This is a genomic window from Streptomyces sp. NPDC006516 (assembly GCF_040611875.1).
Lineage (GTDB): Bacteria > Actinomycetota > Actinomycetes > Streptomycetales > Streptomycetaceae > Streptomyces.
Genome location: NZ_JBEXPD010000014.1, coordinates 44,948 through 70,228 on the forward strand (window position 1 = coordinate 44,948; position 25,281 = coordinate 70,228).

The 25,281-nt window shown below is 71.6% G+C and carries 22 protein-coding genes; 14 read left to right on the forward strand and 8 right to left on the reverse strand.

What is annotated here, in order from left to right; genetic code table 11:
• Nucleotides 1-20 precede the first annotated feature (20 nt).
• Nucleotides 21-3,776 carry a S8 family serine peptidase gene (locus ABZY45_RS29200; protein WP_356744651.1) on the forward strand — a complete coding sequence of 1,252 codons (3,756 nt, stop codon included), beginning with the start codon at nucleotides 21-23 and terminating at the stop codon, nucleotides 3,774-3,776.
• 97 nt (nucleotides 3,777-3,873) lie between these two features.
• On the opposite strand, the gene ABZY45_RS29205 is transcribed toward ABZY45_RS29200, so the two are convergent.
• The 6 genes from ABZY45_RS29205 to ABZY45_RS29230 form a co-directional block, all read right to left on the reverse strand.
• Nucleotides 3,874-4,041 carry a hypothetical protein gene (locus ABZY45_RS29205; RefSeq protein WP_356744653.1) on the reverse strand — a complete coding sequence of 56 codons (168 nt, stop codon included), beginning with the start codon at nucleotides 4,039-4,041 and terminating at the stop codon, nucleotides 3,874-3,876.
• A gap of 130 nt (nucleotides 4,042-4,171) precedes the next feature.
• The gene (locus ABZY45_RS29210; RefSeq protein ID WP_356744655.1) at nucleotides 4,172-4,597 is read right to left on the reverse strand and encodes a DUF3291 domain-containing protein; all 426 of its coding nucleotides are present in this window, start codon (nucleotides 4,595-4,597) and stop codon (nucleotides 4,172-4,174) included.
• 119 nt (nucleotides 4,598-4,716) lie between these two features.
• On the reverse strand, nucleotides 4,717-5,466 hold the full coding sequence (locus ABZY45_RS29215) for a hypothetical protein (protein ID WP_356744657.1): 750 nt from the start codon (nucleotides 5,464-5,466) through the stop codon (nucleotides 4,717-4,719).
• A 211-nt stretch (nucleotides 5,467-5,677) separates the two neighbouring features.
• On the reverse strand, nucleotides 5,678-7,219 hold the full coding sequence (locus ABZY45_RS29220) for a peptidoglycan-binding protein (protein ID WP_356744659.1): 1,542 nt from the start codon (nucleotides 7,217-7,219) through the stop codon (nucleotides 5,678-5,680).
• A gap of 212 nt (nucleotides 7,220-7,431) precedes the next feature.
• Nucleotides 7,432-8,163 carry a nitroreductase family protein gene (locus tag ABZY45_RS29225; RefSeq protein WP_356744661.1) on the reverse strand — a complete coding sequence of 244 codons (732 nt, stop codon included), beginning with the start codon at nucleotides 8,161-8,163 and terminating at the stop codon, nucleotides 7,432-7,434.
• A gap of 76 nt (nucleotides 8,164-8,239) precedes the next feature.
• Complete coding sequence (locus tag ABZY45_RS29230) at nucleotides 8,240-8,683, reverse strand: nitroreductase family deazaflavin-dependent oxidoreductase (protein ID WP_356744897.1); 444 nt, start codon at nucleotides 8,681-8,683, stop codon at nucleotides 8,240-8,242.
• Between the two features lie 260 nt (nucleotides 8,684-8,943).
• On the opposite strand from ABZY45_RS29230, the gene ABZY45_RS29235 reads away from it, so the two are divergent.
• Genes ABZY45_RS29235 through ABZY45_RS29245 form a run of 3 tightly spaced genes read left to right on the forward strand, consistent with a single transcriptional unit; the run spans nucleotide 8,944 to nucleotide 11,477 of the window.
• Complete coding sequence (locus ABZY45_RS29235) at nucleotides 8,944-9,177, forward strand: phosphopantetheine-binding protein (RefSeq protein ID WP_356744663.1); 234 nt, start codon at nucleotides 8,944-8,946, stop codon at nucleotides 9,175-9,177.
• On the forward strand, nucleotides 9,174-10,448 hold the full coding sequence (locus ABZY45_RS29240; RefSeq protein ID WP_356744665.1) for a beta-ketoacyl-[acyl-carrier-protein] synthase family protein: 1,275 nt from the start codon (nucleotides 9,174-9,176) through the stop codon (nucleotides 10,446-10,448). The genes ABZY45_RS29235 and ABZY45_RS29240 overlap by 4 nt, the downstream gene beginning before the upstream one ends.
• A gap of 18 nt (nucleotides 10,449-10,466) precedes the next feature.
• On the forward strand, nucleotides 10,467-11,477 hold the full coding sequence (locus ABZY45_RS29245; RefSeq protein ID WP_356744667.1) for an alpha/beta hydrolase: 1,011 nt from the start codon (nucleotides 10,467-10,469) through the stop codon (nucleotides 11,475-11,477).
• Nucleotides 11,478-11,754: 277 nt separating this feature from the next.
• On the opposite strand, the gene ABZY45_RS29250 is transcribed toward ABZY45_RS29245, so the two are convergent.
• Nucleotides 11,755-14,178, reverse strand: a complete 2,424-nt coding sequence (locus ABZY45_RS29250) for an endonuclease/exonuclease/phosphatase family protein (protein WP_356744669.1) — start codon at nucleotides 14,176-14,178, stop codon at nucleotides 11,755-11,757.
• Between the two features lie 562 nt (nucleotides 14,179-14,740).
• On the opposite strand from ABZY45_RS29250, the gene ABZY45_RS29255 reads away from it, so the two are divergent.
• The 8 genes from ABZY45_RS29255 to ABZY45_RS29290 all read left to right on the forward strand — a co-directional run bounded on the left by ABZY45_RS29255 (nucleotide 14,741) and on the right by ABZY45_RS29290 (nucleotide 22,237).
• The gene (locus tag ABZY45_RS29255; protein ID WP_356744671.1) at nucleotides 14,741-15,994 is read left to right on the forward strand and encodes an ROK family transcriptional regulator; all 1,254 of its coding nucleotides are present in this window, start codon (nucleotides 14,741-14,743) and stop codon (nucleotides 15,992-15,994) included.
• Between the two features lie 336 nt (nucleotides 15,995-16,330).
• Nucleotides 16,331-16,888 carry a flavin reductase family protein gene (locus ABZY45_RS29260; protein WP_356744673.1) on the forward strand — a complete coding sequence of 186 codons (558 nt, stop codon included), beginning with the start codon at nucleotides 16,331-16,333 and terminating at the stop codon, nucleotides 16,886-16,888.
• A gap of 13 nt (nucleotides 16,889-16,901) precedes the next feature.
• Nucleotides 16,902-17,966 (forward strand): ABC transporter substrate-binding protein, encoded by a 1,065-nt coding sequence (locus ABZY45_RS29265; protein WP_356744675.1) that lies wholly within the window; start codon nucleotides 16,902-16,904, stop codon nucleotides 17,964-17,966.
• The gene (locus ABZY45_RS29270; RefSeq protein ID WP_356744677.1) at nucleotides 17,963-18,847 is read left to right on the forward strand and encodes an ABC transporter permease; all 885 of its coding nucleotides are present in this window, start codon (nucleotides 17,963-17,965) and stop codon (nucleotides 18,845-18,847) included. The genes ABZY45_RS29265 and ABZY45_RS29270 overlap by 4 nt, the downstream gene beginning before the upstream one ends.
• Nucleotides 18,823-19,569, forward strand: a complete 747-nt coding sequence (locus ABZY45_RS29275; RefSeq protein WP_356744679.1) for an ABC transporter ATP-binding protein — start codon at nucleotides 18,823-18,825, stop codon at nucleotides 19,567-19,569. The genes ABZY45_RS29270 and ABZY45_RS29275 overlap by 25 nt, the downstream gene beginning before the upstream one ends.
• Before the next feature lie 31 nt (nucleotides 19,570-19,600).
• Entirely contained in the window at nucleotides 19,601-20,980 is a 1,380-nt protein-coding gene (locus tag ABZY45_RS29280; RefSeq protein ID WP_356744681.1) for an LLM class flavin-dependent oxidoreductase, read from the forward strand.
• Nucleotides 20,981-21,026: 46 nt separating this feature from the next.
• Complete coding sequence (locus tag ABZY45_RS29285) at nucleotides 21,027-21,200, forward strand: hypothetical protein (RefSeq protein WP_356744683.1); 174 nt, start codon at nucleotides 21,027-21,029, stop codon at nucleotides 21,198-21,200.
• The gene (locus ABZY45_RS29290; protein ID WP_356744685.1) at nucleotides 21,197-22,237 is read left to right on the forward strand and encodes an aldo/keto reductase; all 1,041 of its coding nucleotides are present in this window, start codon (nucleotides 21,197-21,199) and stop codon (nucleotides 22,235-22,237) included. Before ABZY45_RS29285 ends, ABZY45_RS29290 begins: the two co-directional genes overlap by 4 nt.
• Here the strand turns inward: ABZY45_RS29290 and ABZY45_RS29295 are convergent.
• Nucleotides 22,180-22,638 (reverse strand): VOC family protein, encoded by a 459-nt coding sequence (locus ABZY45_RS29295; RefSeq protein ID WP_356744687.1) that lies wholly within the window; start codon nucleotides 22,636-22,638, stop codon nucleotides 22,180-22,182. The genes ABZY45_RS29290 and ABZY45_RS29295 overlap by 58 nt on opposite strands.
• A gap of 106 nt (nucleotides 22,639-22,744) precedes the next feature.
• Here ABZY45_RS29295 and ABZY45_RS29300 point away from each other — a divergent pair, with 106 nt between their 5' ends.
• Entirely contained in the window at nucleotides 22,745-24,250 is a 1,506-nt protein-coding gene (locus ABZY45_RS29300; protein WP_356744689.1) for an MFS transporter, read from the forward strand.
• Nucleotides 24,247-25,278, forward strand: a complete 1,032-nt coding sequence (locus ABZY45_RS29305; protein ID WP_356744691.1) for a glutathione S-transferase C-terminal domain-containing protein — start codon at nucleotides 24,247-24,249, stop codon at nucleotides 25,276-25,278. The genes ABZY45_RS29300 and ABZY45_RS29305 overlap by 4 nt, the downstream gene beginning before the upstream one ends.
• The last annotated feature ends 3 nt before the right edge of the window (nucleotides 25,279-25,281 follow it).

Consider the following 25,281-nt stretch of genomic DNA (forward strand, 5'->3'; position numbering starts at 1 on the left):
TTTACCGGTAGATCAGCTGCATGACATTTTCCCTCTCCTCCGTTTCCGGCCGGGCGAGACCCGCTCGCGCGGGACGCAGGGCTCTGCTCATAGCGACCTCGGTCGCCCTCGTGAGCGGCGTCATGCTTCCCGCAGCGGGTTCCGCGACCGCCGCTCCGAAGCCGCCGACCGCCGGGGAACGCCCCGGGCCCGAGGTTCGCGACTACGACATCACGCTGGTCACGGGTGACGTCGTCCACTGGACGGACGGCGCGGGCGACCAGGACACCGTCACCGTCGACCGCCCCCGGGGCGCCGAGGGCGGCGTACACGTGCAGCAGGCCGGGGAGGACGTCTACGTCATCCCCGACGAGGCGAGCGCCCTCGTCGCGGCGGGGAAGCTGGACCGCCGCCTGTTCAACGTCTCGACCCTGGTCGAGATGGGGTACGACGACGAGCGGGCCGGTGGCATCCCTCTGATCGCCACCTACCCCGCGAGCAAGGCGCGTTCGCTGCCCGCCGCCCCCCGCGGCAGCAAGACCGTCCGCCGGCTGGAGTCGGTGCACGGGGCGGCGCTCAAGGCCGACAAGGACGACGCCCGCGCCTTCTGGAGCGACATCTCCCGTACGGACAAAAGCCGTTCGCTGGACAACGGCATCGCCACCCTGTGGCTCGACGGCAAGGCCGAGGTGGCGCTGAAGGACTCCGTGCCGCAGGTCAACGCCCCCCAGGCCTGGGCAGCCGGCTACGACGGCAAGGGCACGACGGTCGCCGTCCTGGACACCGGCATCGACGTCGACCACCCGGACGTCAAGGACCGCATCACGCAGTCCAGGAGCTTTGTGCCCGGTGAGGAGGTCGACGACAGGAACGGCCACGGAACGCACGTCGCCTCCACCGTCGCGGGCTCCGGCGCGGCATCGGACGGCGCCGCCAAGGGCGTCGCCCCCGGTGCGGACCTGATCATCGGCAAGGTGCTGAGCGACGGCGGATCCGGGGCCGACTCCGGGATCATCGAGGCCATGGAGTGGGCGAAGGCCGAAGGCGCCGACGTCATCTCCATGAGCCTGGGCTCCAGCATCCCGGACGACGGCAACGACCCGATGGCGCAGGCCGTCGACGCGCTCTCCGCCGACGGCGGCCCGCTCTTCGTGATCGCCGCGGGCAACGCCTACGGGGCGGGCACCATCGGCTCGCCCGGCTCCGCCGCGAGCGCCCTGACCGTCGCCGCCGTCGACAAGCAGGACGGCCGGGCCGACTTCTCCTCCATGGGGCCGCTCGTGCGGTCGCACGGCCTGAAGCCCGACCTCTCCGCGCCCGGCGTCGACATCGAGGCCGCCGCATCGCAGTCGGTCCCCGGCATCGAGGGCATGTACCAGTCGATGTCCGGTACCTCGATGGCCACCCCGCACGTCGCGGGCGCCGCCGCCATCCTGAAGCAGCGTCACCCCGACTGGTCCGGCCAGCGGATCAAGGACGCGCTGATGAGCTCGTCGGTGCGGCTTCCCGGATACACCCCGTACGAGCAGGGCACCGGCCGGCTCGACGTGAAGGCCGCCGTCGACACGACGATCGAAGCCACGGGTTCCGTCGAGGTCGCGTCGTACAACTGGCCGCACAGCGACGCCGACCCGGTCACCGAGCGCACGATCACCTACCGCAACACCGGTGCCTCGGACGTGACGCTGGACCTGGCGACGGACACGGACGCGGCCGCGTACACGCTGTCCACGTCGAAGCTGACCGTCCCGGCGGGTTCCACCGCCGAGGCCGTCCTCTCGATCGACCCGGCGAAGGTCCCGGTCGACACCCAGTTCTCCGGCCAGGTCGTCGCCACCGACGCGGCCGGCACGACCGTGGCCCACACCGGCTTCGCCGTGCACAAGGAGCAGGAGCTCTACGACCTGACGATCCAGCTGCGTGACCGCGCGGGCGAACCCGCCGACGGCACGGTGGTCCTCGGCGCCCTGGGCGACCCGAACCTCAGCCCCGTCAACATCTCGGGCGAGACCACCCTGCGTCTGCCGCCCGGCAACTACACCGCGTGGAGCGCTCTCGACGTCGACGGCGACCGGGCCGACTCCCAGGGCCTCGCCTTCCTGATGGCCCCCGAGATCGTCCTGGAGAAGCCGGTGACGGTCAGCCTCGACGCCTCGGAGGCGCGCAAGGTCACCGTGCGCACCCCCCAGGAGACCGAGCAGCGGCAGATGCGCCTCGACATGGCGCGCACGGCCCCCAACGGCGTCGTCCAGCGCGAGGCGTTCACCCTCCCGATCTCCTACGACCAGCTGTGGGTGAGCCCCACCGAGAAGGTCGAGGAGGGGGACTTCAGCTACCTGACGCGGTGGCGGCAGGGCGAGAAGGCGATCGACGTGTCGGCCGGCGGACGTGACGTCCCGGTCACCGCGCAGATCGGATCCCCGGTCGCCGAGGACAGCCACCGCAAGCTCGCGGCCGTGTACGCCGGGAACGGCGCGGCCTCCGACTACAAGGGCCTGAACGCCAAGGGCAAGGCGGTCGTGGTCGACCGCAGCGACGCTGTCGCCCCCGCCGACCGGCTGGCCAACGCGCTCGCCGCGGGTGCCTCGGCGCTCTTCGTCGTCAACGACGGCCGGGGTGTGCTGATGGAGTCCTCCTACCTGCCGTACGGCGAGGAGACCACGATCCCGGTCGCCTCGGTGCAGCGGCTCGCGGGTGCGTCCCTGATCGAGGCCGCCCGTAAGGGCACCCGGATCGACGTGGACCAGCGGAAGTTCGCCCGCTACGTCTACGACCTCGTCGACCGGCACGACGGAGCGGTCCCGGACCGTTCGCTGGCCTACGCGCCCTCGGCCCGGCAGCTGGCGAAGGTCGAGAACACCTTCTACGGCCACCGGGACGTGCTCGGCGCCGGCTACCGCTACGACATCCCGGACTACGGCTTCGGCATCGGCTTCGAGGAGTACGAGAAGTTCCCGGGCACCCGCAGCGAGTGGGTCACCCCGCTGCCCGGCGCTTCCTTCTGGTACGAGAACCACTCGGTGTTCAACGCCGAGGCGACCGACACCGCGCTCGAGATGCGCAGCGCGGACCTGGACTACGCGGCGGCCAGGACCTACCGCGCCGACTGGTTCGCCCCGGTGACCGGTCCGCGCCTGGGCACGGGCTACTGGGGTCCCTTCCGTACCGCGTACGACGACTTCCAGTTCAACATCACGCCGTGGACCGACTCGGGCGAGGGCCACTCCGGCGCGATGCCCGCCGACGAGTACGACACCACTTCCTACGCCTTCTACCAGGGCGACACCTTGGTCAAGAAGGGTGCGGGCCGCGCCGGTGCCGTCTGGGATCTGTCACCCGAGAAGGTGCCGTACCGCCTGGTCATCGACTCTGCGCGGGACGAGGCCACCTGGAAGACCTCGACCCGCACGCACACCGAGTGGAACTTCGTCTCGGGCGCCCTGCCCGAGGGCACGCAGCGGGCCGACATCCCGCTTCTCCAGCTCGACTACGACGTGGACACCGACCTGGCGGGCGACGTCAAGGCCGGCAAGCAGGTCGAGGTCGGCATCGAGTCCGGGACGCAGGACTGGCTGGACGGCGCGGTGAGGGCGGCCAAGGCCTCGCTGTCGGTCAGCTACGACGAGGGCCGGACCTGGAGCGTGGTGCAGCTGCGCAAGGGTGCGTCGGGGGAGTGGACCGCGAAGCTGCGGACGCCCGCCAAGGGTGCGGCCTCGGTCTCGCTCAAGGCGCACGCCGAGGGCCCCGGCGGTCTGTCCGTCGACCAGGAGATCATCAAGGCCTTCGGCCTGAAGTGACCTGCTGAACGATCCAGGAGAGGTGGTTCCGCGTCCCGCGAGGGGGGCGGAACCACCTCTTCTCACGTGCCTGAGCCGCGACGGCGTACGGGCCGGGTCAGCCGCGGCGGCGGGCCGCCTTCTCCTGGGCCTTGCGCCTCGCGACGGTGTACGTCGACCAGTCGCCCCGGTGCCGGTCGCACCGCGAGGCGTCCTTCATCGCCAGTCGCCGGCAGCGCGTGCCCTTCTGGGTGAGTGCTCCGCACCTCGACTGCGTACGAGCCATGTCCGACCGCCCTCCTGGCCTGCCGGCCCCGTGCCGGCAGGTCTCAGGTTCGCCCGTGGGCGCGGCGTGGGGGAAGGCGTACCCGCGCTCGGCGGGTGCGCTCCGGAGCGTGCGGGCGGGCGGCCCGGCGTCAGGCCGTCTCGTTCCCCCGGCCGGCGGCCTCGGCATGCCGCTGCTCGTCGATGCGCCGCATCGCCTCGTCCCAGCTGATCGGCAGCCGGTCGACCGGTACGTCCCAGAAGGTGAACGTGGAGGAGCGCATCGTCGGTCCGAGGCCTGTCATGACCGAGCGGTGCGGCTCCGTCCTGGCGTAGGCGTGGAGCGCCTCACGGCTCTCCCAGGCCGACAGGGTGTAGAACACCCGCTTCGAGGGCCGGGCCACGAGCGAGGCGCCGAACGCCCCCGGCGCGGACCGCACCTGCTTCCAGGCGGCCAGTGACTTCAGTAAGAAGCGCGGTACGTCGCGCAGTGAGCGGACCTCGAAGCGCGAGGCCATGACCACGGCCGTGCCTTCGGAGGGGGGCGGCTGAGGGGTGATCCACGGGAGTGCCGGCATTGCTCTGCTCGCCTTCTATTATGGATAGTGATGCTTTCTGCTTCCTATGTTAGGGACTGGGGCTCGCCCATACCACCGAAATGCGGCCGACAGCTTCGGGGAGAGTGCGGCGTGAGAGCTCAGGACGCGTCGTCGGCCGTCCGTAGCAGCCGCAGGAACGCCTTGAGGCCGCTGATGATCTCCTGGTTGTCCGTCAGACGGTTCACCGTGGACTCGAATTCACGCGCGAGCGCGGCGATCCTCCGGTCGGCGTCGTCGGCCCGACCGTGAGCGGAGACGTTCAACGCGTCCATGGTGCGGCGCAGTTCGGCCAGCGCCCGGTACTGCTCCTCCGCCTTCTCCTCCAGGGCCTTCGTGCCCGCGTGGAGTCGTGCCACGCTCTCGCGCAGTTCCAGCACGTCGTCACGGGGGAAGGTGACGTCCTTCAGCAGGGTGCCGAGCCGTCGCCGCAGTTGCCCGAAGTAGGCGCCGGCCGGCCTGAAGGCCGTACTGAGCAGGAAGAAGCCCGCGAACCAGTAGCCCGTCACAGCTCCCGTGGCCGCCGTGACCGTCACGACCAGGGCGGCGGTCAGGGCGTGCCCCGCCACGGCCACCCGGAGCATCAGCCGCGCGATCCGCGTGGCCTCGGTGTCGCGCTCCTTCGGTACCTCCAGGCCCTTCGAGCGGCTCACGCCGATCTCGGCCAGCACCGAGTGCGCCCGGAAGTACAGATTCCATGGCACCGTCAGCAGCAGGAGCAGCCACAGCAGGCTCAGCACCCCCGCGGCGGCGCCCAGCAACAACGAGGCCGGCGCCCCCGACGTGTACGCCAACGTCAGGGCGCCGGCCAGTACCGCCGCCGTGAGCACCACTCCGATGAACCGGCTCATGCCGTCCCCCTCGACCGGCGCCGGAAGGCGCCCCGCCCCGTGTCCCGCCGTACCCGCTCGTCCGTCATGGTCCCGGCGCGAGGGGGCCGGGGCATGAGTACCGGTACTCAGAGGGCGGTGCGGGGCACGGGGGAGGCGCCGGCCGGGATCAGGGGCGGGGGTGGAGGCGCCGGAGGGGATCAGGGGCCGGGGCGGGAGGCGTTGGCCGGGATCAGCGGCCGGACTGGAGCGCCGCCCAGGTGTTCGGCCCCACGCTGCCGTCGACCGAGAGGCCGCGTGAACTCTGGTAGCTGCGCACCGCCGTGTCCGTCGCCGTACCGAAGGCGCCGTCGGCGGACACCGTCGTGCCCAGGGCCGCGGTCAGCGCGCGCTGGAGCCGCTTCACGGCGTCGCCCGAGCTGCCCTTGGTCAGTACCGGTGTGGTGCCGGCCGAGAGCAGTGCGGTCCAGGTCTTCGGCCCGACCGTGCCGTCGGGGCTCAGCCCGCGGGCCGTCTGGAACGCCTGCACGGCGCTCTTGGTGGCGGCGCCGAAGATCCCGTCCGCGGCGCCCGCCTCGTAGCCCTGCTGGTTCAGCAGCGTCTGGAGCGCTGTGACCTGCGCGCCCGTCGAGCCCGACGTCTGCGTGGTGTACGCGCCGAAGCTCAGTCCGTCGCCGCTGCCGCCGGTGCCCCCGACGAGCTGCATGTAGTAGGTCCAGTTCCAGTTGCCGCCCGGGTCGGTGTGGTCGTTCCCGGGTGCCTCGCTGTGCCCGATGACGTGGGAACGGTCCTTGGGGATGCCGTAGCGGTCGCAGAGGTGCTTCGTCAGCGCCGCGGAGGAGCGGTACATCGTGTCGGTGAACCAGGAGGGGTCGTCGACGAAGCCCTCGTGCTCGATGCCGAGCGACGAGGCGTTGGCGCTCTTGGCGTGGTAGGCGGTGTCCTTGTCGCGCACCATCTGGGTGATCTGGCCGTCCGAGGACCTGACCACGTAGTGCGAGCTGACCTTGGACGTCGCGTTCTGGAACCAGCTGATGGTCCCGGCGTACGAGCCCTGCGTGACGTGGACGACGACCTTGTCGACCGTGGCGGTGCGGCCCACCGCGTAGTTGGCGGTGTTCGCGGCGACCCAGAGGGCGGCCGGGTAGTCCGGGCTCTGGGTGGTGATGTCCGCCTTCGCCAGGGGGCCCTTCTCGGGGGAGACGGGGCGGGAGGTGACCGAGACGCGTTCGCCGCCGACGGTCGTGCGCAGCCCTTCGGCGAGGAAGGTGTAGACGGTGTCGGCGTAGAGAGCGGCGACGGCTCCCTCCGCCCCGCTGTAGCGGGCGACGGCCGGGTACCAGGAGTCGATGTCCGCGCGCTCGGCCGCGTCCATGCCCAGCGCGTCCGCATGGCTCCGCAGGACGGCCGCGCCACCCAGGATGTTGGTCCCGGTGTCCCGGCGCAGCTCGGCCACGGCCTCACCCGTGAGGGAGGCGGCCTTCTCCAGGGAGTGGTTGGCGGGGTTGCTGACCAGGTGCATCACGCCGTAGCCGTTGTCCTGGCTGGGGAGCCCTCCGTGCCCGTTCAGGTGGGTCTCGCTGTAGCCGACGGCGGTGAGCAGATCGCGCGGCACGCCGTACTCCTCGGCGGCCCGGGCGAAGGCCTGGTTCATGGAGTCCGGGTCCGCCGGCGCCGCGGACGCCGGATGGCCGGTGGCGACGAGCGCCGTGACGGTGAGTGAGGCCAGGACGGCTGCGCGGCCTTGGGTGTGGCCGGCGGGACGTGGGGGCATGACCTGCTCCGAGTCTGTGGGGGAGAGGGAGGCCGAAGGCCGGAGGTGTGGCCGAGGGCCGTCGAGCCCGCACAGGCTATCCACCTGAGCAATGCATGACAACGACGCACCGGTGCGTCCAACTCGCTTTCACTCCAATGGAGTTGGATAGCCAGTCCGGCCTCCCTGCGCCGTCACCCCACCGGCCGAGGGGTGACGGCGAACGGGTGCGGTTACCAGCGGTCCCGGTGGACGACGTCGGCGACCGGACGGCGGCGTACGGGCCCGAAGTTGCCCTCGGGCCACCCCACCGGAATGGCCGCGAAGGTGTGCGTGTCCGCCGGGACGCCGAGCGCCTTCTTCCACTCCTGCTCCAGCATCAGGTGCCAGATGGTGACGTTGGCCGCGAGCCCCAGCGCCCGGGCCGCGAGCAGGATGTTCTGGACGCCCGGATAGACGCAGGAACCCTCCGCGAGCGCCTGGAAGCGGGTCTGCGTGCCCGCCATGTGCTCCAGGCCCGCCGGGCCGAGCGCCTCGGCGTAGACGGCCAGGCCCTCCTCGTCGAACTGCGCCTCCGGGAACTTGTAACAGGGGATGATCAGCGCCGGCGTGTCCGCGAAGTGGTCGCGCTGGTACTCGATCGCCGCCACCATCCGGCCGTACGCCGCCTCGGGCATCCCCTTCGGCGCGTGCTTGCCGGTCGTCGCCAGATAGGCGTCCACACACCGCTTCCACAGCGGAGCCAGGTCAGCCATCACCGCACGGTCGGTGACGACCACGTACTCGTACGCCTGCATGTTGCCGCCGCTGGGACCCCAGACGGCGGCCTGTATGAGCTGGTCGAGCGTCTCGTCCGGGACGGGCTCCGGCTTGAGGCGGCGCATGGCGCGCATCGTGGACATGGTCGGGAAGAGCGCGGGCCCGTCGGGGGAGGGGGCGTCCGCGTACACGGTTTCGAAGGTCATGATCGCGGAGTGTACGGCTCAAGGACCCTCCCGGGGAGTCCTGTTGGCGCCCGCCCCCGCACGCCCCCGGCGCCGGTCAGCGCCGGCGCAGCCGGACCACCGGAATCTCGCGCGAGGTCTTCGCGCGGTACTCGGCGTACCGGGGGAAGACCTCCACGAGGTGCGGCCACACCCGCTCCTTCTCCTCGGAGGAGAGGGGCTCCGCCAGGGCGGGGAAACGCTCCGTGCCCACCCGGACGTCCACCTCCGGTCCGGCCAGCAGGTTCAGGTACCAGAGCGGGTGGCTGTCGGAGCCGCCGTTCGACCCCACGATCAGGTAGTCCTCGCCGTCCCGCCCGTACATCAGCACCGTGCGCCGCACGGCGCCGCTGCGCCGGCCGACGTAGTCCAGCAGCAGGCAGTCCACGCCGAGCTGAGTGGTCCCCTTGGTGCCGCCCGACGACTCGTACAGCTCCGCCTGCTTCGCCACCCAGCCGGACGGGCTGAGCCGTACCGCCGCGCCGTGCTGTTCCTCCGCCATGACCGCCTCGCACTTCCCTGGGAGCCCGTGTCCGTACGTCTGTACGTCCGTGTCCGTGTCCCGGCCCATCGTGTCATCCACGGCACCGGCGCGGCGGATTCGCACACCTGGACGCTCGCCCTCCTCCCGGGGGAACGAGGGCCGGAGGACCGGCCGCGAAGGCGTATAAAGGGTCCCTCCCGAGCAGCCGGCGTCCCCGATGGCCACCCCACCCCCCACGCGGCCGGCGTCACCGCGTACCGAAGCGGAGGAGCGTCCCCATGAGCACCTCGGAAGAGATCAGCGCCTTGCTCGTCACCAGGTTCGGAACCGATCCCCTGGACATCCGGCCCGAGGTGCCGCTCCGTCAGCTGCGCCTGGACTCCCTGGCCCTGGAGGAACTCCGGCTCCTCATCGAGGAGCGGATGGACGTCGATCTGGAGGACGTCGTCCTGTCGTCCCGCGACACCGTCGGCCGTCTGGTCGCGGCCGTGCGCGACAAGGCCGGCGCGTGACGGGCCGCGGGCCGTTCGCCCGTCGTTCGGCCCGGCCGGGCGTCGAGCCCTTCAGCGCCGCGGTCACCGGCATCGGCCTCGTCACGGCCGCCGGAGTGGGGGCGGAGGCGGCCTGGCACGGGGTGTGCGATCCCGCTGTCGCCCCCTCGGTCGAGAACCCGCCCGAACTCGACGGGCTGCCCTGCGACTTCATGTACACGGTCACCGGTGTCGACCCCAAGGCCGTGCTGGGTGTCGCCGCGCAGCGGCTGATGGACCGCTTCTCCCAGCTCGCCGTGATCGCCGCGCGCGAGGCCGTCGCCGACGCCGGGCTCGACCCCGCGGTCTGGGACAGCGGGCGGGTCGGGGTCGTCATCGGCTCCGCCCACGGCGGCCTGCCGTTCTACGACGAACAGCACACCACCCTCACGCAGCGCGGGGCACGGCGCGTCTCCCCGAAGCTCGCCCCGCTGAGCGTCGTCAACGGCGCCGCGAGCAGCGTCGCCATGGACCTCGGCGTGCACGGCCCCAGCCAGGCCGTCTCCACCGCCTGTTCGTCGGGCACGGTGGCCATCGGCACCGCCCACCAGATGCTCCGCACCGGGGCCTGCGACATCGTCGTCGCGGGCGGCGCCGAGTCGGTCCGCTCCCGGCTCCTGATCGCCAGCGCCTGCCAGATGCGGGCCGTCTCCACCCGCCGCGACGACCCGCAGGCCGCCTGCCGCCCCTTCGACACGCACCGCGACGGATTCGTCGTCGGTGAGGGCGCCGGCCTCCTCGTCCTGGAGCGCCCCGAGCACGCGCGCGCCCGCGGGGCCACCGTCCGCGCCAGGGTCGCCGGTTACGGCGCGTCCAGCGACGCCCACTCCGCCGTGGCCCCCGACCCGGACGGCCTCGGCATCGAACGGGCGCTGCGCACCGCCCTGGCGGACGCCGGGATCGACGCGCTCGACGTGGGCCACGTCAACGCCCACGGCACCTCGACCGTCGCCAACGACCTCATCGAGGCGGTCATGCTGCGCCGCGTCCTCGGCGAGCACCCCCTCGTCACCTCGACGAAGGCCATGACCGGGCACACCCTGGGTGCGGCGGGCGGCATCGAGAGCGCGCTGACCGTCCTCGCGCTCCAGCGCCAGCTGGTCCCGCCGACCGCCAACCTCGACGCCCCCGACCCGGCGATCCCCGTGGAGGTGGTGAGCAAGGAGGCCCGGCACGCCTCCTTCGACTGCGCGGTCAAGACGTCACTGGGCTTCGGCGGTCACAACGCGGCGCTCGTGCTGACCAGGGCCTGAGGGGAAGCGAGGAGCATCATGCCCGAGGAGATCATCCGGTCCCTGACCGTGGACGGACTGCGGTACTGCTACCGGGTCCTGCCCCGTGACCCGGCCGCCGCGGGAGCGCCGGCCACCGAACCGGTTCTCGTCATCGGCGGCGCACTGCAGGGCATGTTCGGCTGGCCGCAGATGGACGACCACCTCGGCGCGGTCGCCGACGTGGTGACCGCCGACCTGCCCGGCATGGGAACGGCCGACCCCCTGCCACCCGGCCCCGGGGCCCCGGTCCTGCGGGCCGCGGTGACCGGCATCATGGACGACCTCGGCGTTCCCCGGATCAACCTCTTCGGCTTCTCCTACGGCGCGGCCGTCGCCTTCGGCTGTGCCCAGCACGCGCCGGGGCGTATCGCCCGGCTCGTGCTGGGCGGCGTGCCCACGCACATCGGCGCGGAGCGGCGGGACTACTGGCAGCGGGCGGTGCGGCGGCTGGCCGACGGGGACACGGAGGGCTTCGCGAGCCTGGCCACGGACGGCCTGATGTGCCTGGACCCGGATCGCCACGTGCACCGCAGGGAGCTCGCCAGGCGCTACGTGCGGCGCTCCTTCCTGCACGCGCTCGCCCACTCGGAGCACGCCGCCGAATCCCTGCGGCGGGCGCTGGCGGACCGGCCGGACTTCTCCGGCGGGCTGTCCGGCGTGCCGACGCTGGTCTTCGCGGGGGAGCACGACACGGTGACCTCGCCCGAGAGGCAGCGGGAGTTCGCGGGGACGATCGAGGACAGCCGCTTCCTCACCCTGCCGGATTCCGACCACTGGGTGGTGCTGGAGCGCTCGGAGGAGGTAGCCGCTCTCGTGACGCGCTTCTTCACCGGCCGGCCGCTCGACCCGGTTGCCGCCCCGCTCCCGCACCAGACGCGGGCGCCGGCGGCCCCTCCGGCACAAGCGCGGGTGGTCACTCCGGCACAAGCGTCGCGCTCTCCGGCGGAATCCACCCCCGCATCGCGCCTGCACCACGCTTCCCCCGCACCGCGTACTGCACCGCGGTGAGCTCACCGGCCGTCACCACCGTGACGCCGCCGAGGAGTCCGGGACGGCGCTCTGCTTCGAGAGCGCTGCTCGCGTCGAGGAGCACCTCGCCCGTCGAACGGACGGCGGTCCGGGGCCGGCGCCCGCGGGCCGGGGCGGCGGCCCCGTGCCCGTGGTGTCTCGGGGGCCCTGTGCCCGCGGTGATCCCGGGTGTGCGGTGATTCAAGTGCCCGGGGTGGCGGTCCCGAACCCGAGGTGATCCGGGTGGCGGCCCCTCACCGGGCCGCCACCCGGTTCGTCAGTGGTGGGGGTGGCCCTTGCCCTGACCCTTCACGTCGAACCGCACGATCTGCGGGTCGTGGTCGCTCGCCTGGTCGGCGAACTCCGCGTTGATGTGCACCACGTCGTAGTCGAAGCGGCGCACGGAGGGGCTGGTCAGGATGTGGTCCAGCGTCTGCGAGTTGCCGTCGTACACGTAGCTGTACTGCTCCCCGGCGGGCAGGGTCGTGATCAGCGGCTTGAGGACGTTGCCGCCGGTCAGCGCCGCCATGGTGGGGGAGAACGCGAAGTCGTTCAGGTCGCCGAGCGTGATGACCTGGGCCGACTTGTCGGCCTTCAGCAGCGAGGTCACGAAGGTGTTGACCTCCGCGGCCTGCCGCACGCGCTGCGTCTCGGAGCTGCGCGCAGGCTCCTGGAAGCGGCCGTGCAGGGACTGGTCGCCGCCCTTGGACGCGAAGTGGTTGGCGATGACGAAGACCGACTCGCCACGGAAGCGGAACTCGCCCACCAGCGGCTTGCGGCTGCTGTCCCAGGCCGTACTCGTGGGGTTGACCCGGCCGGGCGAGACGGAGAGCGTGGCACCCTTCTTCGTCTTCACCGCCTGGACCGCGGTCGTGGCGTCGCCGCCCGCACGGTCCACGAAGTCGACCCGCTCGGGGTTGTAGAGGAAGACGTTACGGATGTTTCCGCCGGGCTCGCCGCCGTCCTGGCCGTCCGCGGGCGCCACGTAACGCCACGCGTACCGGGGCCCGCCCGCTGCCACGATGGCGTCGGTGAAGCGCTTCAGCGTCGCCTCGGAGCCCACGGTCCCGTCGTTCACCGCTCCGTTGTCGTCCTGGATCTCCTCCAGGGACACGATGTCGGGGGACGAGAGACTGACCGCCACGCCCTGGGCGAGGGTGTCGAACTTGCCCTGGTCGTCGCCCGCGTCGAGGTTCTCCACGTTGTACGTGGCGACGGCCAGCTCCTTGCGCTTCTGCTTCCGGGTCACCTCGCGCTTCAGGCCGTTGTCCTTCAGCGTGCCCAGCTCGGTGGCCTGGACGTTGTAACCGCCGTAGGACGCGTAGTCGACGACACCCGTGGTGGTGCCGGACAGCACGTCGCCGACGTTCGCCGCCGGGACGGGCCTCGCAGCGTCCAGCGACATCACCTTGAGGCGGCCGGTGTTCTGATCCTCGTAGGAGGCGTACAGCGTGCCGCCGCGCGCGGTCGGGTTCTCCTGCGGTTTCACCGTCACCCAGACCTCGTCGTACGCGGTCGTCGCGCCCGTCACCCGGGTGTCGGCCATCGTGACGCGGCTGCCTTCGAGCGACTCGTACAGATCCAGGGCGTACGCCGCCGGGTCGAGTGCGAGCCCCTCGATCGACCCGCCGCCGGCCGACGGCACGTAGCCGTCCGGTACCGAGGAGGCGTCCAGGACGACGGCGTCGGGCAGCGCGTTGCCGGAGGACAGCACCGTGGTGAGCGGAGCGGTGATCTGGGTGAGCGACTGGGTTCCGGTGGCCGGGTAGTACTCGGCCACCTTGCCGCTGACCAGCACCGAGTCACCGATCGTGACGGTGGGGGCGGCGGAGCCAGTGTAGACGAACAGGCCTTCGCTCGTGCGGGCGTCGGCGTCCGGCACGGCGTCCTGGATCCAGAAGCCGCGCGAGCCCGTGGACCGCACACCCGTGACGACGCCTGGGACCCCGGTCACCGACTGCCCGGCGAGCGGGGAGAGGCGGGTGGTGCCCTGGATGTCGTGGACCCGCACCGTGCCTGGCTCGGTCGGGCCGCCGGGCTCGCCCGGCCCGGAACCGCCGGACGTCTCGCCCGCCGCGTTGACCGGTGACGGGACGCCGGAGGCCAGGTCGGCGGCGTTGTCGTCGGTGTCCGCCAGCGATGTCCCACGTGCCACCGACGCCGTGGCCGAAGCGCCCGTGACCGGGCCGCTGCCCTCCCGCACCACCGCGGAGCCGTAACCGACGAGGTCGACGATCCGGGTGTCGGCGGCGCAGTCGGCTGCCGTCCTGCAAGTCAGAGGGGTGGTGCCCGAGACGAGCGCGACGGTGCCGCTCGCCGCGGACATCGCCACCGTGCCGGTCGCGTCGGCGGCCGGAAGGGCCACCGTGCCGCCGGTGCCGGCGGCCTGCGCGACGAGGTACCGGCCGCCGGGCGCGACGGCGCCCGACAGCGCGGAGACCTGCCACAGCGAACCGGCGGAAGGGGTGCCCGGCAGGTACTGGACGCTGAAGCCGGACAGGCCGAAGGAGCTCTGGCCGGCGTTGGCGAGCTCGATGAAGTCGCGGGTGAGCGTCGCACCGGAGTTGCCCCCGCCGCCGTACACCTCGGAGATGACGGCAGACGACGACGGTGCCGCGAAGGCGGCGGGCAGGGCGGTGACCGACAGGGTTACGGCCACTGCGGCGGCCAGCAGGGCGGAGCCGGGTCTGGCTATGTGCACGGGAACTGCCCCCAAATGTGTAGTGAGGGGCCAAAAACTATGCGCGTAGACCAGTCCTGGCAAGAGACCGGAGGTTAATTCCGGGCGTCATTCCCCCGCTTCCGCCGATCAGTTCGGCGCCGGGTGGCCCCCCTCACGCGGATCCGCGACCGCACGCCCGGGTGCCGTGGGCGCCCGCGGCACCGTGACCCGCCGCGACCTGCGGGGTTCACGGAACGCCGTCCGGCGGCCGGTAGTTCGCCCACGGCACCGGAGTCCACCATGCGGTCAGGTGTTTGACCGGCTTGCCGTGCTCCGGATACGTTGCGTGACATGCAGCGATCCGCACACCTGACGACGCGAGGTCATGTCGACCTGAAGCGCGTGTGCTCCGCGGCGTGTCACCGGGGCTGAGTACCCGCAGTCCGCGCCGGAGGATCTTGACTCCTTCCCGCTTTCCGCGCAGGACGCCCCGTCACGGACCGGCGAGACCTCGGACCGGCACTGCTGCCGCCGGGCCCGCCAGGAGGTCCCCTTGCGGCCTCACCTCCACGCCCGCTGCCATCGAGGACCTGGAAGACCTGTGACGAGTCTGCCTGCGCCCACCCGCCGCCCCCGGCCTCCGCGCCGCTCCGAGATCCCTTCGTCAGGACACACGCGCCGTGCCTCCGGCACGGGATCCGTTCTGGGCGCGATCCTCGACCACGGCCCGGTCGCCCGTTCCACGGTGGCCAGGCTCACCGGGCTCTCGCCCGCCTCGGTGACCGGCCACGTGGGGCAGCTGCTGTCCCGCGGTCTGGTCCGGGAGAGTGCCGAGGCGACCGGCCCGCGCGGGCTCGGCCGTCCTCATGTGCCCCTGGAGATCGACACCTCCCGCTACCTGGTGGCCGGAGCCCACATCGCGGTGGCGCACTCGACGGTGGCCCTGATGGATCTGCGGGGCGGGGTCGTTGCCGAGGACCGCAGGCCGCACACCGCCACGGATCCGCGCGCGGTCCTCGACGACCTGGCCGCTCGGCTGCCTCCGCTGACGGCCTCACACGCGGACGGCCGGCAGGTGCTGGCGCTGGGCGTCGCCACCGGACACCGGGTGGATCCCGCCGCCGGAGTCGTCGTGGAGCATCCGCACCTCGGCTGGCGCGCCGTCCCCGTACGCGAGATCCTGGCCGCCCGCACCGGCCTACCCGTCCATGTGGACAGCCACTCAAGGGCGCTGGCGCGCGCGGAGCAGATGTTCGGCGAGGTGTCGACGCGACGCAGCACGGTGCTTCTCTTCATCGGCGCGGTCGTCGACGGTGCCTACGCCACCTCCGGTGAACTGCACCGGGGGCCGCGCTCGGGCGCCGGCAGCGTGGCTCATCTCCCCCTGGGCTCCGGCGGATCGGGCGACGCGGAGCCCTGTAGGTGCGGACGCACCGGATGCCTGCAGTCCGAGGTGTCCGAGCGGGCCATGATCCGCCGCGCCGCCGAACAGGACCTGCACGTACAGACGTTCCAGGAACTGCTGGATCACGCGGTCTCCGGGGAGCCGCGCGCGGTGGCTCTCTTCCGCCGCCGCGCCCGCCTGGTGGGCAGGGCCGCGGCGCTGCTCCTGGACATGTTCGACCCGGACTGCCTCGTGGTGGTCGAGCCCGGAGCGGGCCGGCTGCCGGAGTGCCTCGCCGACCTCAGGGAAGAGGTGGGGATGCGCTCCTGGGTCTGCGACGACCCGGAACGGGCCGTGGTGCCCAGCAGCTTCACCGGATCGGTGCTGGCGACGGCGGGCGGCGCGGTGGCGCTGGGCGCCCTGTACACCGATCCGCTGGGGCCGTGGCCCGCGCTTCCCGCGGTGTCCTGACCTTTTCCGATACCCGCATTAATTCAAGAAGTTGCATTGTTGACCGGCCGCAGCCAGAACGGGAAGATGGATTCATGACCAGCCGACAGCGGAATTCGGAGAACGTGCCCACACCGGCACGCTCCTGCCGCGCGGCCGCGCCGACGAGCGAAATCGCCCGGCGCTCCTGTTGTCGCCCCTGTCCGGGTGTCCGATAGCACTCTGCTGAATTGCAGGGCGGACCGCACTCGTGCGTGATTCTCCTTCCGCCCGTGCCCCCGTGCGCCCTCGCGCGCTTCCGTAGGTCCTCGCGCGACTTCGCACGCCCATTTTCCGCCCTTGACCCGGGGAGAGACATTGACCGTCACCGTGTCCTCGTACGCCGCCCTCCGACCTTCCGAACCCGACGGCGCCTCCGCCGCGCCCGGTATCGCACCGGAACGCTTCAAGCAGGCCTTCCGCCGCTACCCCGCGGGCGTCGTGGTCGTCACCGCCGACGCCGGTCACGGGCCGGTGGGATTCACCGCCACCTCGCTGAGCTCACTGTCCCTCGCCCCGCCGCTGGTCTCTTTCGGCATCGGGACGTCCACCTCGTCCTGGCCGCACATCGAACAGGCCTCCACGGCCGTCGTGAACTTCCTTGGCGTCGAACAGAGGCAGGTGGCCACCACCTTCGCCACCAGCGGCATCGACCGGTTCGCCCCGCCGACCCGCTGGCACCGGCTGCCCGGCGGGGACCCCGTGCTCGACGGGGCGGCCGGCTGGCTGCGGCTCACCGTGCAGAGCATCGTCCCAGCCGGCGACCACCGCATCGTCGTCGCCAGGGTCGAGGAGTCCTGGCTGGACGAGGGACGCAGTCCGCTGCTCTTCCACGACGGCTCCTACCACTCCATCCGCCCCGCGTCCGACCAGTGATCAGGAATTCACGATGACACGCCACGACAACCGGCGGGCCCTGGCCCGGAGGTCATTTCTCGCTCTTGCGGGAGGCACCGTACTGAGTCTTGCCGCATGCTCGCCGCAGGTGAAATCCGTCGCCGGCGCGGAGCCCGCAGGCGCCCTTCCGTCCGGAGTTCCAGAATCCGGGACCAAGCTGAAGATCGCCGCTCGTACGACGCAGCTCCAGCTGAAGGACGCAGGGCTGGAGAAGGAACTCCCCTTCACCGTCACCGAATGGCCGAACCTCTCCGCGGGGCCCGATATCATTCAGGGTTTCCGTGCGAAATCCATCGACCTGGCCACCAATGCCGGAATTCCGCCGATCCAGGCGCACGCCATCGGCGTCCAGGCGAAGATCGTCGCGGTCCAGGTCCGCCGGCACCCGCTGTACACCTTCGCGACGGCCCCCGGCTCGTCCATCGCCAAGGCCGAGGACTTCCGGGGCAAGAAGATCGGGTTCTCCCAGGGCCAGGCGCAGGGCGTCGTCGTCCTGCGCGCGCTCAAGGAAGCGGGGCTGAAGAACTCCGACGTCGAACTGGTCGCCCTGCCCAGCACACAGTTCCTCACCGCCCTGCAGTCCGCACAGGTCGATGTGGCACCGCTGGGGGAGCCGACCCTGACGAAGTATCTCGACCAGTACGGCAAGGACGGCGCCCGCGGGGTGAAGACGGAGGTCGTCGACCTGCTGACCGTGCTCTGGGCGCCGAACGAGGTGCTCGACGACCCGGAGAAGGCAAAGGCGGTACGCAGCTTCATCCCGCTGTGGGCACGCGGTCAGGTCTGGGCCTGGGAGAACCAGGACGAGTGGATCGACACGTACTACGTGAAGGACCAGGGCGTGTCGAAGGAGGACGGCAGGCGCATCGTCGACTCGCAGCGCAAGCCGCAGTTCCCCGCCAGCTGGGACGAGGCCGTCGAGTGGGAGCAGGAGACCGCCGACCTGCTGGCCGAAGGAGGCTTCGTACCGAAGCAGAAGGCATCCGAGCTGTTCGACCGCCGATTCGAAGCCCTTGCGGCGAAGGCCGTGGCAGCCGAGTACCGGGAGGGGTCATGACGGACCTGCTGGCGAAAGCGCGGACCACCGGGACGGACGCGGAGAGGCCGGAGCCGACCGGGCCCCGGGCCCCCGCGGGGCCGGCCCGTGTCTCCAAGGGCACCCGCCGACGCCTCGGCCCCGGCCGGGCGCTGCCCTTCGGGCGGCTGATCGGCCCGGTGCTGCTCGTACTCGTGTGGTGGACCGCCTCCGCCTCCGGATACCTCGACCCACGGATCCTGTCGTCGCCCGGCACGGTGCTCGCCACGGCGGCAGACCTGCTCGAAACCGGCCGCCTCCAGGACAACGTCCTGATCTCCCTGCAGCGCGCCGGACTCGGTCTCTTCTTCGGCGTGTCCGCCGGTGTGATCCTCGCCGTGGCGGCCGGCCTCAGCCGCAGCGGTGAGTACCTGCTGGACGGTCCGCTCCAGATCAAGCGGGCCATCCCCTCCCTGGCGATGCTGCCCCTGCTGATCCTCTGGCTCGGCATCGGCGAGCAGATGAAGGTCACCGTGATCGCGCTCGGCGTCGCGGTGAACATGTACATCAACACGTACGCCTCGCTGACCGGCATCGACAGCAAGTACGTCGAGCTCGCCGAAGGACTCGACCTGAGCCGCGGGCAGTTCATCCGCAAGGTCGTGGTGCCCGGCTCGCTGCCCGGCTTCTTCGTCGGCCTGCGGCTCGGCGTCACCTCGTCCTGGCTCGGCCTCATCGTGGTCGAGCAGATCAACGCCACCAGCGGAATCGGCTACATGATGTTCCAGGCCCAGCAGTACGCCCAGTCCGACGTGATCATCGTGGGGCTGGTGGCCTACGGCATCTTCGGCTTCGCCTCGGACGCGGCGGTTCGCGCAGTCGAGAGGAAGGTCCTGTCATGGCGACGCACACTGGCGGGCTGACGGAGGACCGGCCGGCGATCCGCACCGCGCGTCTGGTACGGCGGTTCGGTGACCGGGACGTCCTCAAGGAGCTCGATCTGACAGTGGGCCAGGGGGAGTTCACCGCGCTCCTCGGGCGCAGCGGCTCGGGCAAGTCCACCCTGCTGAGGGCCGTCGCCCGGCTCGACCACACCGTCGAGGGGTCCGGTGAACTCGTCGTGCCGGACAGGGTCTCGCTCTCCTTCCAGGACTCCCGGCTTCTGCCCTGGCTGCGGGTGCTCGACAACGTCGTCCTCGGACTGCGCGGCCCCGGGGCTCGCGAGCGAGGCCTGACGGCGCTCGCCGAGGTGGGCCTGGAGGGCCGCGACCGCTCCTGGCCCCATGAGCTGTCCGGCGGCGAACAGCAGCGCGCCGCGCTGGCCCGCGCCCTCGTGCGCGACCCCGAACTCCTGCTCGCCGACGAGCCGTTCGGTGCCCTGGACGCACTGACCAGGATCAAGATGCACGACCTGCTGCGCGAGCTGTACGAACGCCACCGCCCCGCGGTGCTGCTGGTCACCCATGACGTCGACGAGGCGGTGGAGCTCGCGGACCGGGTCCTCGTCCTGGAGGACGGGCGTATCTCCGTCGACCTCAGGATCGACCTGCCCTCCCCACGCTCCCGCCGTGAACCGCGCTTCCAGGAATACCGCGACACCCTGCTCGCCGCCCTGGGTGTGGCGCAGCCCCAGCTCACGCACTGATCTTCCGAGATCCGCCGAGGAGAAGACACCCATGCCGCGCAAGCAACTCCACCTGAACGCCTTCCTGATGTCCACCGGTCACCACGAGGCGTCCTGGCGGCTCCCCGAGAGCCACGCCGAGGCCAACTCCGACCTGGAGCACTACAAGAACCTGGCCCGCATCGCCGAACGCGGCCTCCTGGACTCCCTGTTCTTCGCGGACGGCCCCGTCCTCATGGGCGACCCCGGCCGACGGCCCGCGGCCAAGCTGGAACCCACCGTGCTGCTCACGGCCCTCGCCGGGGTCACCGAGCGCATCGGGCTGATCGCCACCGCTTCCACCAGCTACAACGAGCCGTACAACCTGGCCCGCCGGTTCGCCTCCCTGGACCACATCTCCGGTGGCCGGGCCGGCTGGAACATCGTCACCACCGCGGGTGCCGACGCGGCCCGCAACTTCGGCCTCGACGACACGCCGCTGCACCGCGACCGCTACCGACGTGCCGCCGAGTTCGTGGAGGTGTCGACGAAGCTCTGGGACAGCTGGGCGGACGACGCGGTCGTGGCCGACAAGGAGGCCGGGATCCACGCCCTGGCCGACCGGGTCCGCAGCATCGGCCACACCGGCGAGTTCTTCCGGGTCGACGGACCGCTCAACGTCCAACGGCCGCCGCAGGGATACCCGTTGCTCGTGCAGGCGGGTTCCAGCGAGAACGGCAAGGACTTCGCGGCCCGCTATGCCGAGGCGGTGTTCACCGCGCAGCAGACCCTGGAGGAGGGCATCGCCTTCTACAAGGACGTCAAGCAGCGCGCCGAGGCGCTCGGCCGCAATCCCGACGGCATCAAGATCCTGCCGGGCATCGTTCCGGTCATCGGCGACACCGAGGCGGAGGCGCTGGAACTGGACGCCGAACTCGACCGGCTCATCGTGCCGGAGTACGCCAAGCGGCAGCTGGCGAAGACGCTGAAGCTCGACCCCGCCGACCTGCACCTCGACCGGGAGCTCCCGGACGACCTTCCCGACGAGGACGAGATCGAGGGCGCCAAGAGCCGCTACACACTCGTCGTGGAGCTCGCCAGGCGCGAGAAGCTGACGGTACGCGAGCTCATCGGGCGGCTGGGCGGCGGGCGCGGGCACCGCACCTTCGCCGGCACGGCGGAGCAGGTCGCCGACACCATCGAGCACTGGTACGACAGCGGCGCGGCCGACGGCTTCAACATCATGCCCGCCGTGCTCCCGTCCGGGCTGGAGGTCTTCGTGGACCGGGTCGTCCCGATCCTCCAGGAGCGGGGCCTCTTCCGCACCGAGTACACCGGCTCCACCCTGCGCGAGCACTACGGGCTGCCGAGGCCGGCGAACCGGCTGTTCGACACGGTCGACACGAGCGAGGGCCACACCGGCATCGGCCTCGCCACAGCGGCGGCCCGGTGACCGTTCCCCGGCACCCTGCCCTCGGCCACCGTGCTCGTCATCGGCGGTGCTCGACGGGGCGGCCTCCTCGCTCGACCTGGCGACCGAACGCCGGGTCTCCGCCGCCACGGACCTGCTGTCCCGGCGCCGCACGACCGTGGTCGTCGCCCACCGGCTGAGCACCGACAACCTCACCGACCACCCCACCACCGACGCACTCGTCAAGGAGAACGCACGATGACGGAGTACCGCAGCCTCGGGCGCACCGGCGTGAAGGTCAGCCCGCTGGCCCTCGGCACCATGATGTTCGGCCCCCGCGGCAACCCCGACCACGACGACAGCGTCAGGATCATCCACCACGCGCTGGACTCGGGCATCAACTTCGTCGACACGGCCGACGTCTACTCCGCGGGCGAGTCGGAGACCATCGTCGGCAAGGCCCTCGCCGGAGGCCGGCGCGACAACGTGGTGCTGGCCACCAAGTTCCACGGCAGCCTGGGCGACGACCCCAATGAGCGGGGCAACAGCCGCCGCTGGATCATCCGTGAGGTCGAGAACAGCCTCCGCAGGCTCGGCACCGACTGGATCGACCTCTACCAGGTGCACCGTCCCGAGCCGGACACCGACTTCGACGAGACCCTGGGGGCGCTCTCCGACCTCGTCCACCAGGGCAAGATCCGCTACATCGGCACGTCGACCTTCGAGGCGTCCGCGATCGTCGAGGGCCAGTGGCTCGCCGAGCGGAGGGGCCGCGAACGCGTCGTCACCGAGCAGCCCCCGTACTCCCTGCTGGCCCGCGGCATCGAGCGCGAGGTCCTGCCGGTCGTCCAGCGGTACGGCCTAGGGGTGCTGTCATGGAGCCCGCTGGCCGGCGGCTGGCTGTCCGGCCGCTACCGCACCGGAGCCGAACAGCCCACGTCCAGCCGCACCGCACGCCAGGCCGCCCGCTTCGACATCTCCGCACCGGAGAACGCCGCCAAGCTGGCCGCCGCGGAGGCTCTGGCCCGGCTCGCCGAAGAGGCGGGACTCACCCTCGTACAGCTGGCACTGGCCTTCGTGCTCGAACACCCGGCCGTGACCTCGGCGATCATCGGGCCGCGCACATTCGAACAGCTGGACACGCAGCTTGGTGCGGACAAGGTGAAGCTCAGCCAGGACGTCCTGGACCGGATCGACGAGATCGTCCCGCCCGGCACCAACCTGTCCGCCCGCGACGTGGGTTACACCCCGCCTTCGCTCACCGAATCCGCGCTCCGCCGCCGGTCCGCCTCCGCCTGAGCGGCGTCGGCCTGCCGCGCCGGGTAGACGGCCAGGGAGAAGGAATGGCCGGCCGGATCGGTGTAGACGCGGACGTCGCGCGGGCCGCTGTTGCTGTCCCCCGTGTCGACGGGCCGGGCGCCGAGGCCTATCGCCTCGCGCTCGGCCTCGTCCATGTCGCCGGGGTCCACCAGGATGCGCAGATGCGCCTGCTGGGAGTCCTCCGGGCGCGGCCAGCTCGGCGGCGCGTAGCCGTGGTCGCGGCGGACGGCCAGGTGCACACCGGCGGCACCGACGATCTCGACGAAGTCGGGATCGCTCCCGATCCTCGTCTCCGCCCCGAGGAAGTTCGCGTAGAAGTCCGCCAGCTCCAGCGGCTCGGCGCAGTCCAGGACCAGAACGCTCGTTTTACCGACTGTCATGTCCAGTCGGTACCCACGACGGCGCCGGACACGCCTGCCGGACGCCGTCCCGCCGCACGGCGCGCCCGGGGCGGGGTCCGGGCGGGCGCGAACTAGGGTGCGGAGCATGGCAGAGAGTACGGACCACCGGGACACCGGCAAACCCGGTACCGGCCCCGCCGACCCCCGTCGCTGGCGCGCCCTCGCCGTCTGCCTGGTGGCCGGCTTCATGACACTGCTGGACGTCTCCATCGTCAATGTGGCGCTGCCGTCCATCAAGGAGGGCCTCGACACCCCGGAGTCCGACCTCCAGTGGGTGCTGTCCGGCTACGCGCTGGCCTTCGGCCTGGTCCTCATCCCTGGTGGCCGGCTCGGCGACGCCCGGGGCCGGCGCACCGTCTTCATGGCGGGCCTGACCCTCTTCACCCTGGCCTCCGCCGCCTGCGGGGCCGCCCAGTCCAGCCTGTGGCTGGTCATCGCCCGGCTGCTGCAGGGCGCGGCGGGCGGGCTGCTCTCGCCCCAGATCTCCGCACTGATCCAGCAGATGTTCTCCGGCCGGGAGCGGGGCCGCGCCTTCGGCATGTTCGGCACGGTGGTCGGCATCTCCACCGCCGTAGGCCCGCTGCTGGGCGGTCTGCTGATCCAGGGCGCCGGGGCCGAGGAGGGCTGGCGCTGGGTGTTCTACGTCAACCTCCCCATCGGGGCGGTCTGTCTCGTGCTGGCGCGGCGGCTGCTCCCCGACACCCCGTCGGCGGGCCGGGTGCGCCCGCGCGATCTGGACCCGGTCGGCGTACTGCTGCTCGGAGCGGGGGTGCTCGCCCTCCTGCTTCCCTTCGTCCAGGCCCAGCAGTGGCCCGGAAACGGCAAGTGGCTGCTCGTACCGGTCGCGGCTGTGCTGCTGGCCGCGTTCGTCGCCTGGGACTCCCGCTGTGCCCGGCGTGGCGTCCAGCCGGTGCTCAACCTGGCCCTCTTCCGGCTCCGGGCCTTCTGGCTCGGCTGCCTGATGATCCTGCTGTACTTCGCGGGATTCACCTCGATCTTCTTCATCAGCACCCTCTACCTGCAGTCCGGACTCCACTACAGCGCGCTGGAGGCAGGCCTCGCGATCACCCCGTTCGCCCTGGGCGCGGGGGCCTCGGCGAGCATCGGAGGCCGGCTGGTCGGCCGCTTCGGGCGGCCTCTGATCGTCGTGGGGCTGACCATGGTGGCCGTGGGGCTCGGCCTCACCGCGCTGGCCGCCCACCTCGTACCGGGGCGGGGCGCCGGGCTCGCGATGGCAGCCCCGCTGCTGCTGTCCGGACTGGGCAGCGGACTCGTCATCGCACCCAACCAGACCCTCACCCTGTCCGAGGTGCCGGTGAACAACGCGGGCAGCGCCGGCGGCACGCTCCAGACCAGCCAGCGCGTCGGCTCGGCCATCGGGATCGCCGCCGTGGGCTCGGTCTTCTTCGCCAGACTGGGACCCGACGACTGGGCCGGCGCCTACGACCACGGACTCGTCGTCTCCGTGGCGTTCGTCGTCGCGGCCCTGATCGTGGCCCTGGCCGATGTCGGGGCGGGCCGACGGGGAAGGAGACGTTCCGAGACGTCCGAAGCCTACCGAGCCACCGACACGCCGGGGAGAACACGATGAACGACACCGAGGACCAGGGGCCGAACGCGAACACCTCGTACGGTCACAAGCCCTTCAAGCGCTCGCGCAGCCACTTCGCCGACCGCATCACCGCCGACGGCCGTGACGGATGGCCCGTCGAACCCGGGCGCTACCGCCTGGTCGTCAGCCGCGCCTGCCCGTGGGCGAGCCGTGCCCTGGTCTCGCGGCGGCTGCTCGGGTTGGAGGGCGCCCTCTCGCTGGCCGTCGCCGACCCGATCCAGGACGACCGCAGCTGGCGGTTCACCCTCGACGAGGACGGCAAGGACCCGGTGCTCGGGATCCGCTTCCTGAGCGAGGCGTACGACGCGAGGGAGCGCGGTTACCCCGGCGGGGTCAGCGTGCCCGCCGTCGTCGACGTACCGACCCGGACCCTGGTCACCAACGACTACCAGCAGATCACGCTCGACCTGGCCACCGAGTGGACCGAGCTGCACCGCCCCGGGGCCCCCGACCTCTACCCCGAGCCGCTGCGCGCCGAGATCGACGAGGTGATGGACGGCATCTACCGGGACGTCAACAACGGTGTCTACCGGGCCGGATTCGCCGCGGGGCAAGGGGAGTACGAAGCGGCGTACATCGACGTCTTCCGGCGCCTGGACCTGGTCTCCGAGCGCCTTGCCGGGCAGCGCTACCTCGTCGGCGACACGATCACCGAGGCGGACATCCGGCTCTTCACCACGCTCGTGCGCTTCGACGCCGTCTACCACGGGCACTTCAAGTGCAACCGCTCGAAGCTGGCCGAGGACCCGGTCCTGTGGGCGTACGTCCGTGACCTCTACCAGACGCCCGGCTTCGGCGACACCGTCGACTTCGACCACATCAAGCGCCACTACCACCAGGTGCACACCGGCATCAACCCGACCGGGATCGTGCCGCTCGGCCCCGACCTGTCGGGCTGGCTGACCCCGCACCACCGTGAGCAGCTCGGCGGCCGGCCGTTCGGCGACGGCACCCCGCCCGGACCGGTGCCGCCGGGCGAGGAGGTCCCGGCCCGGGGACGCCCCTGAGCC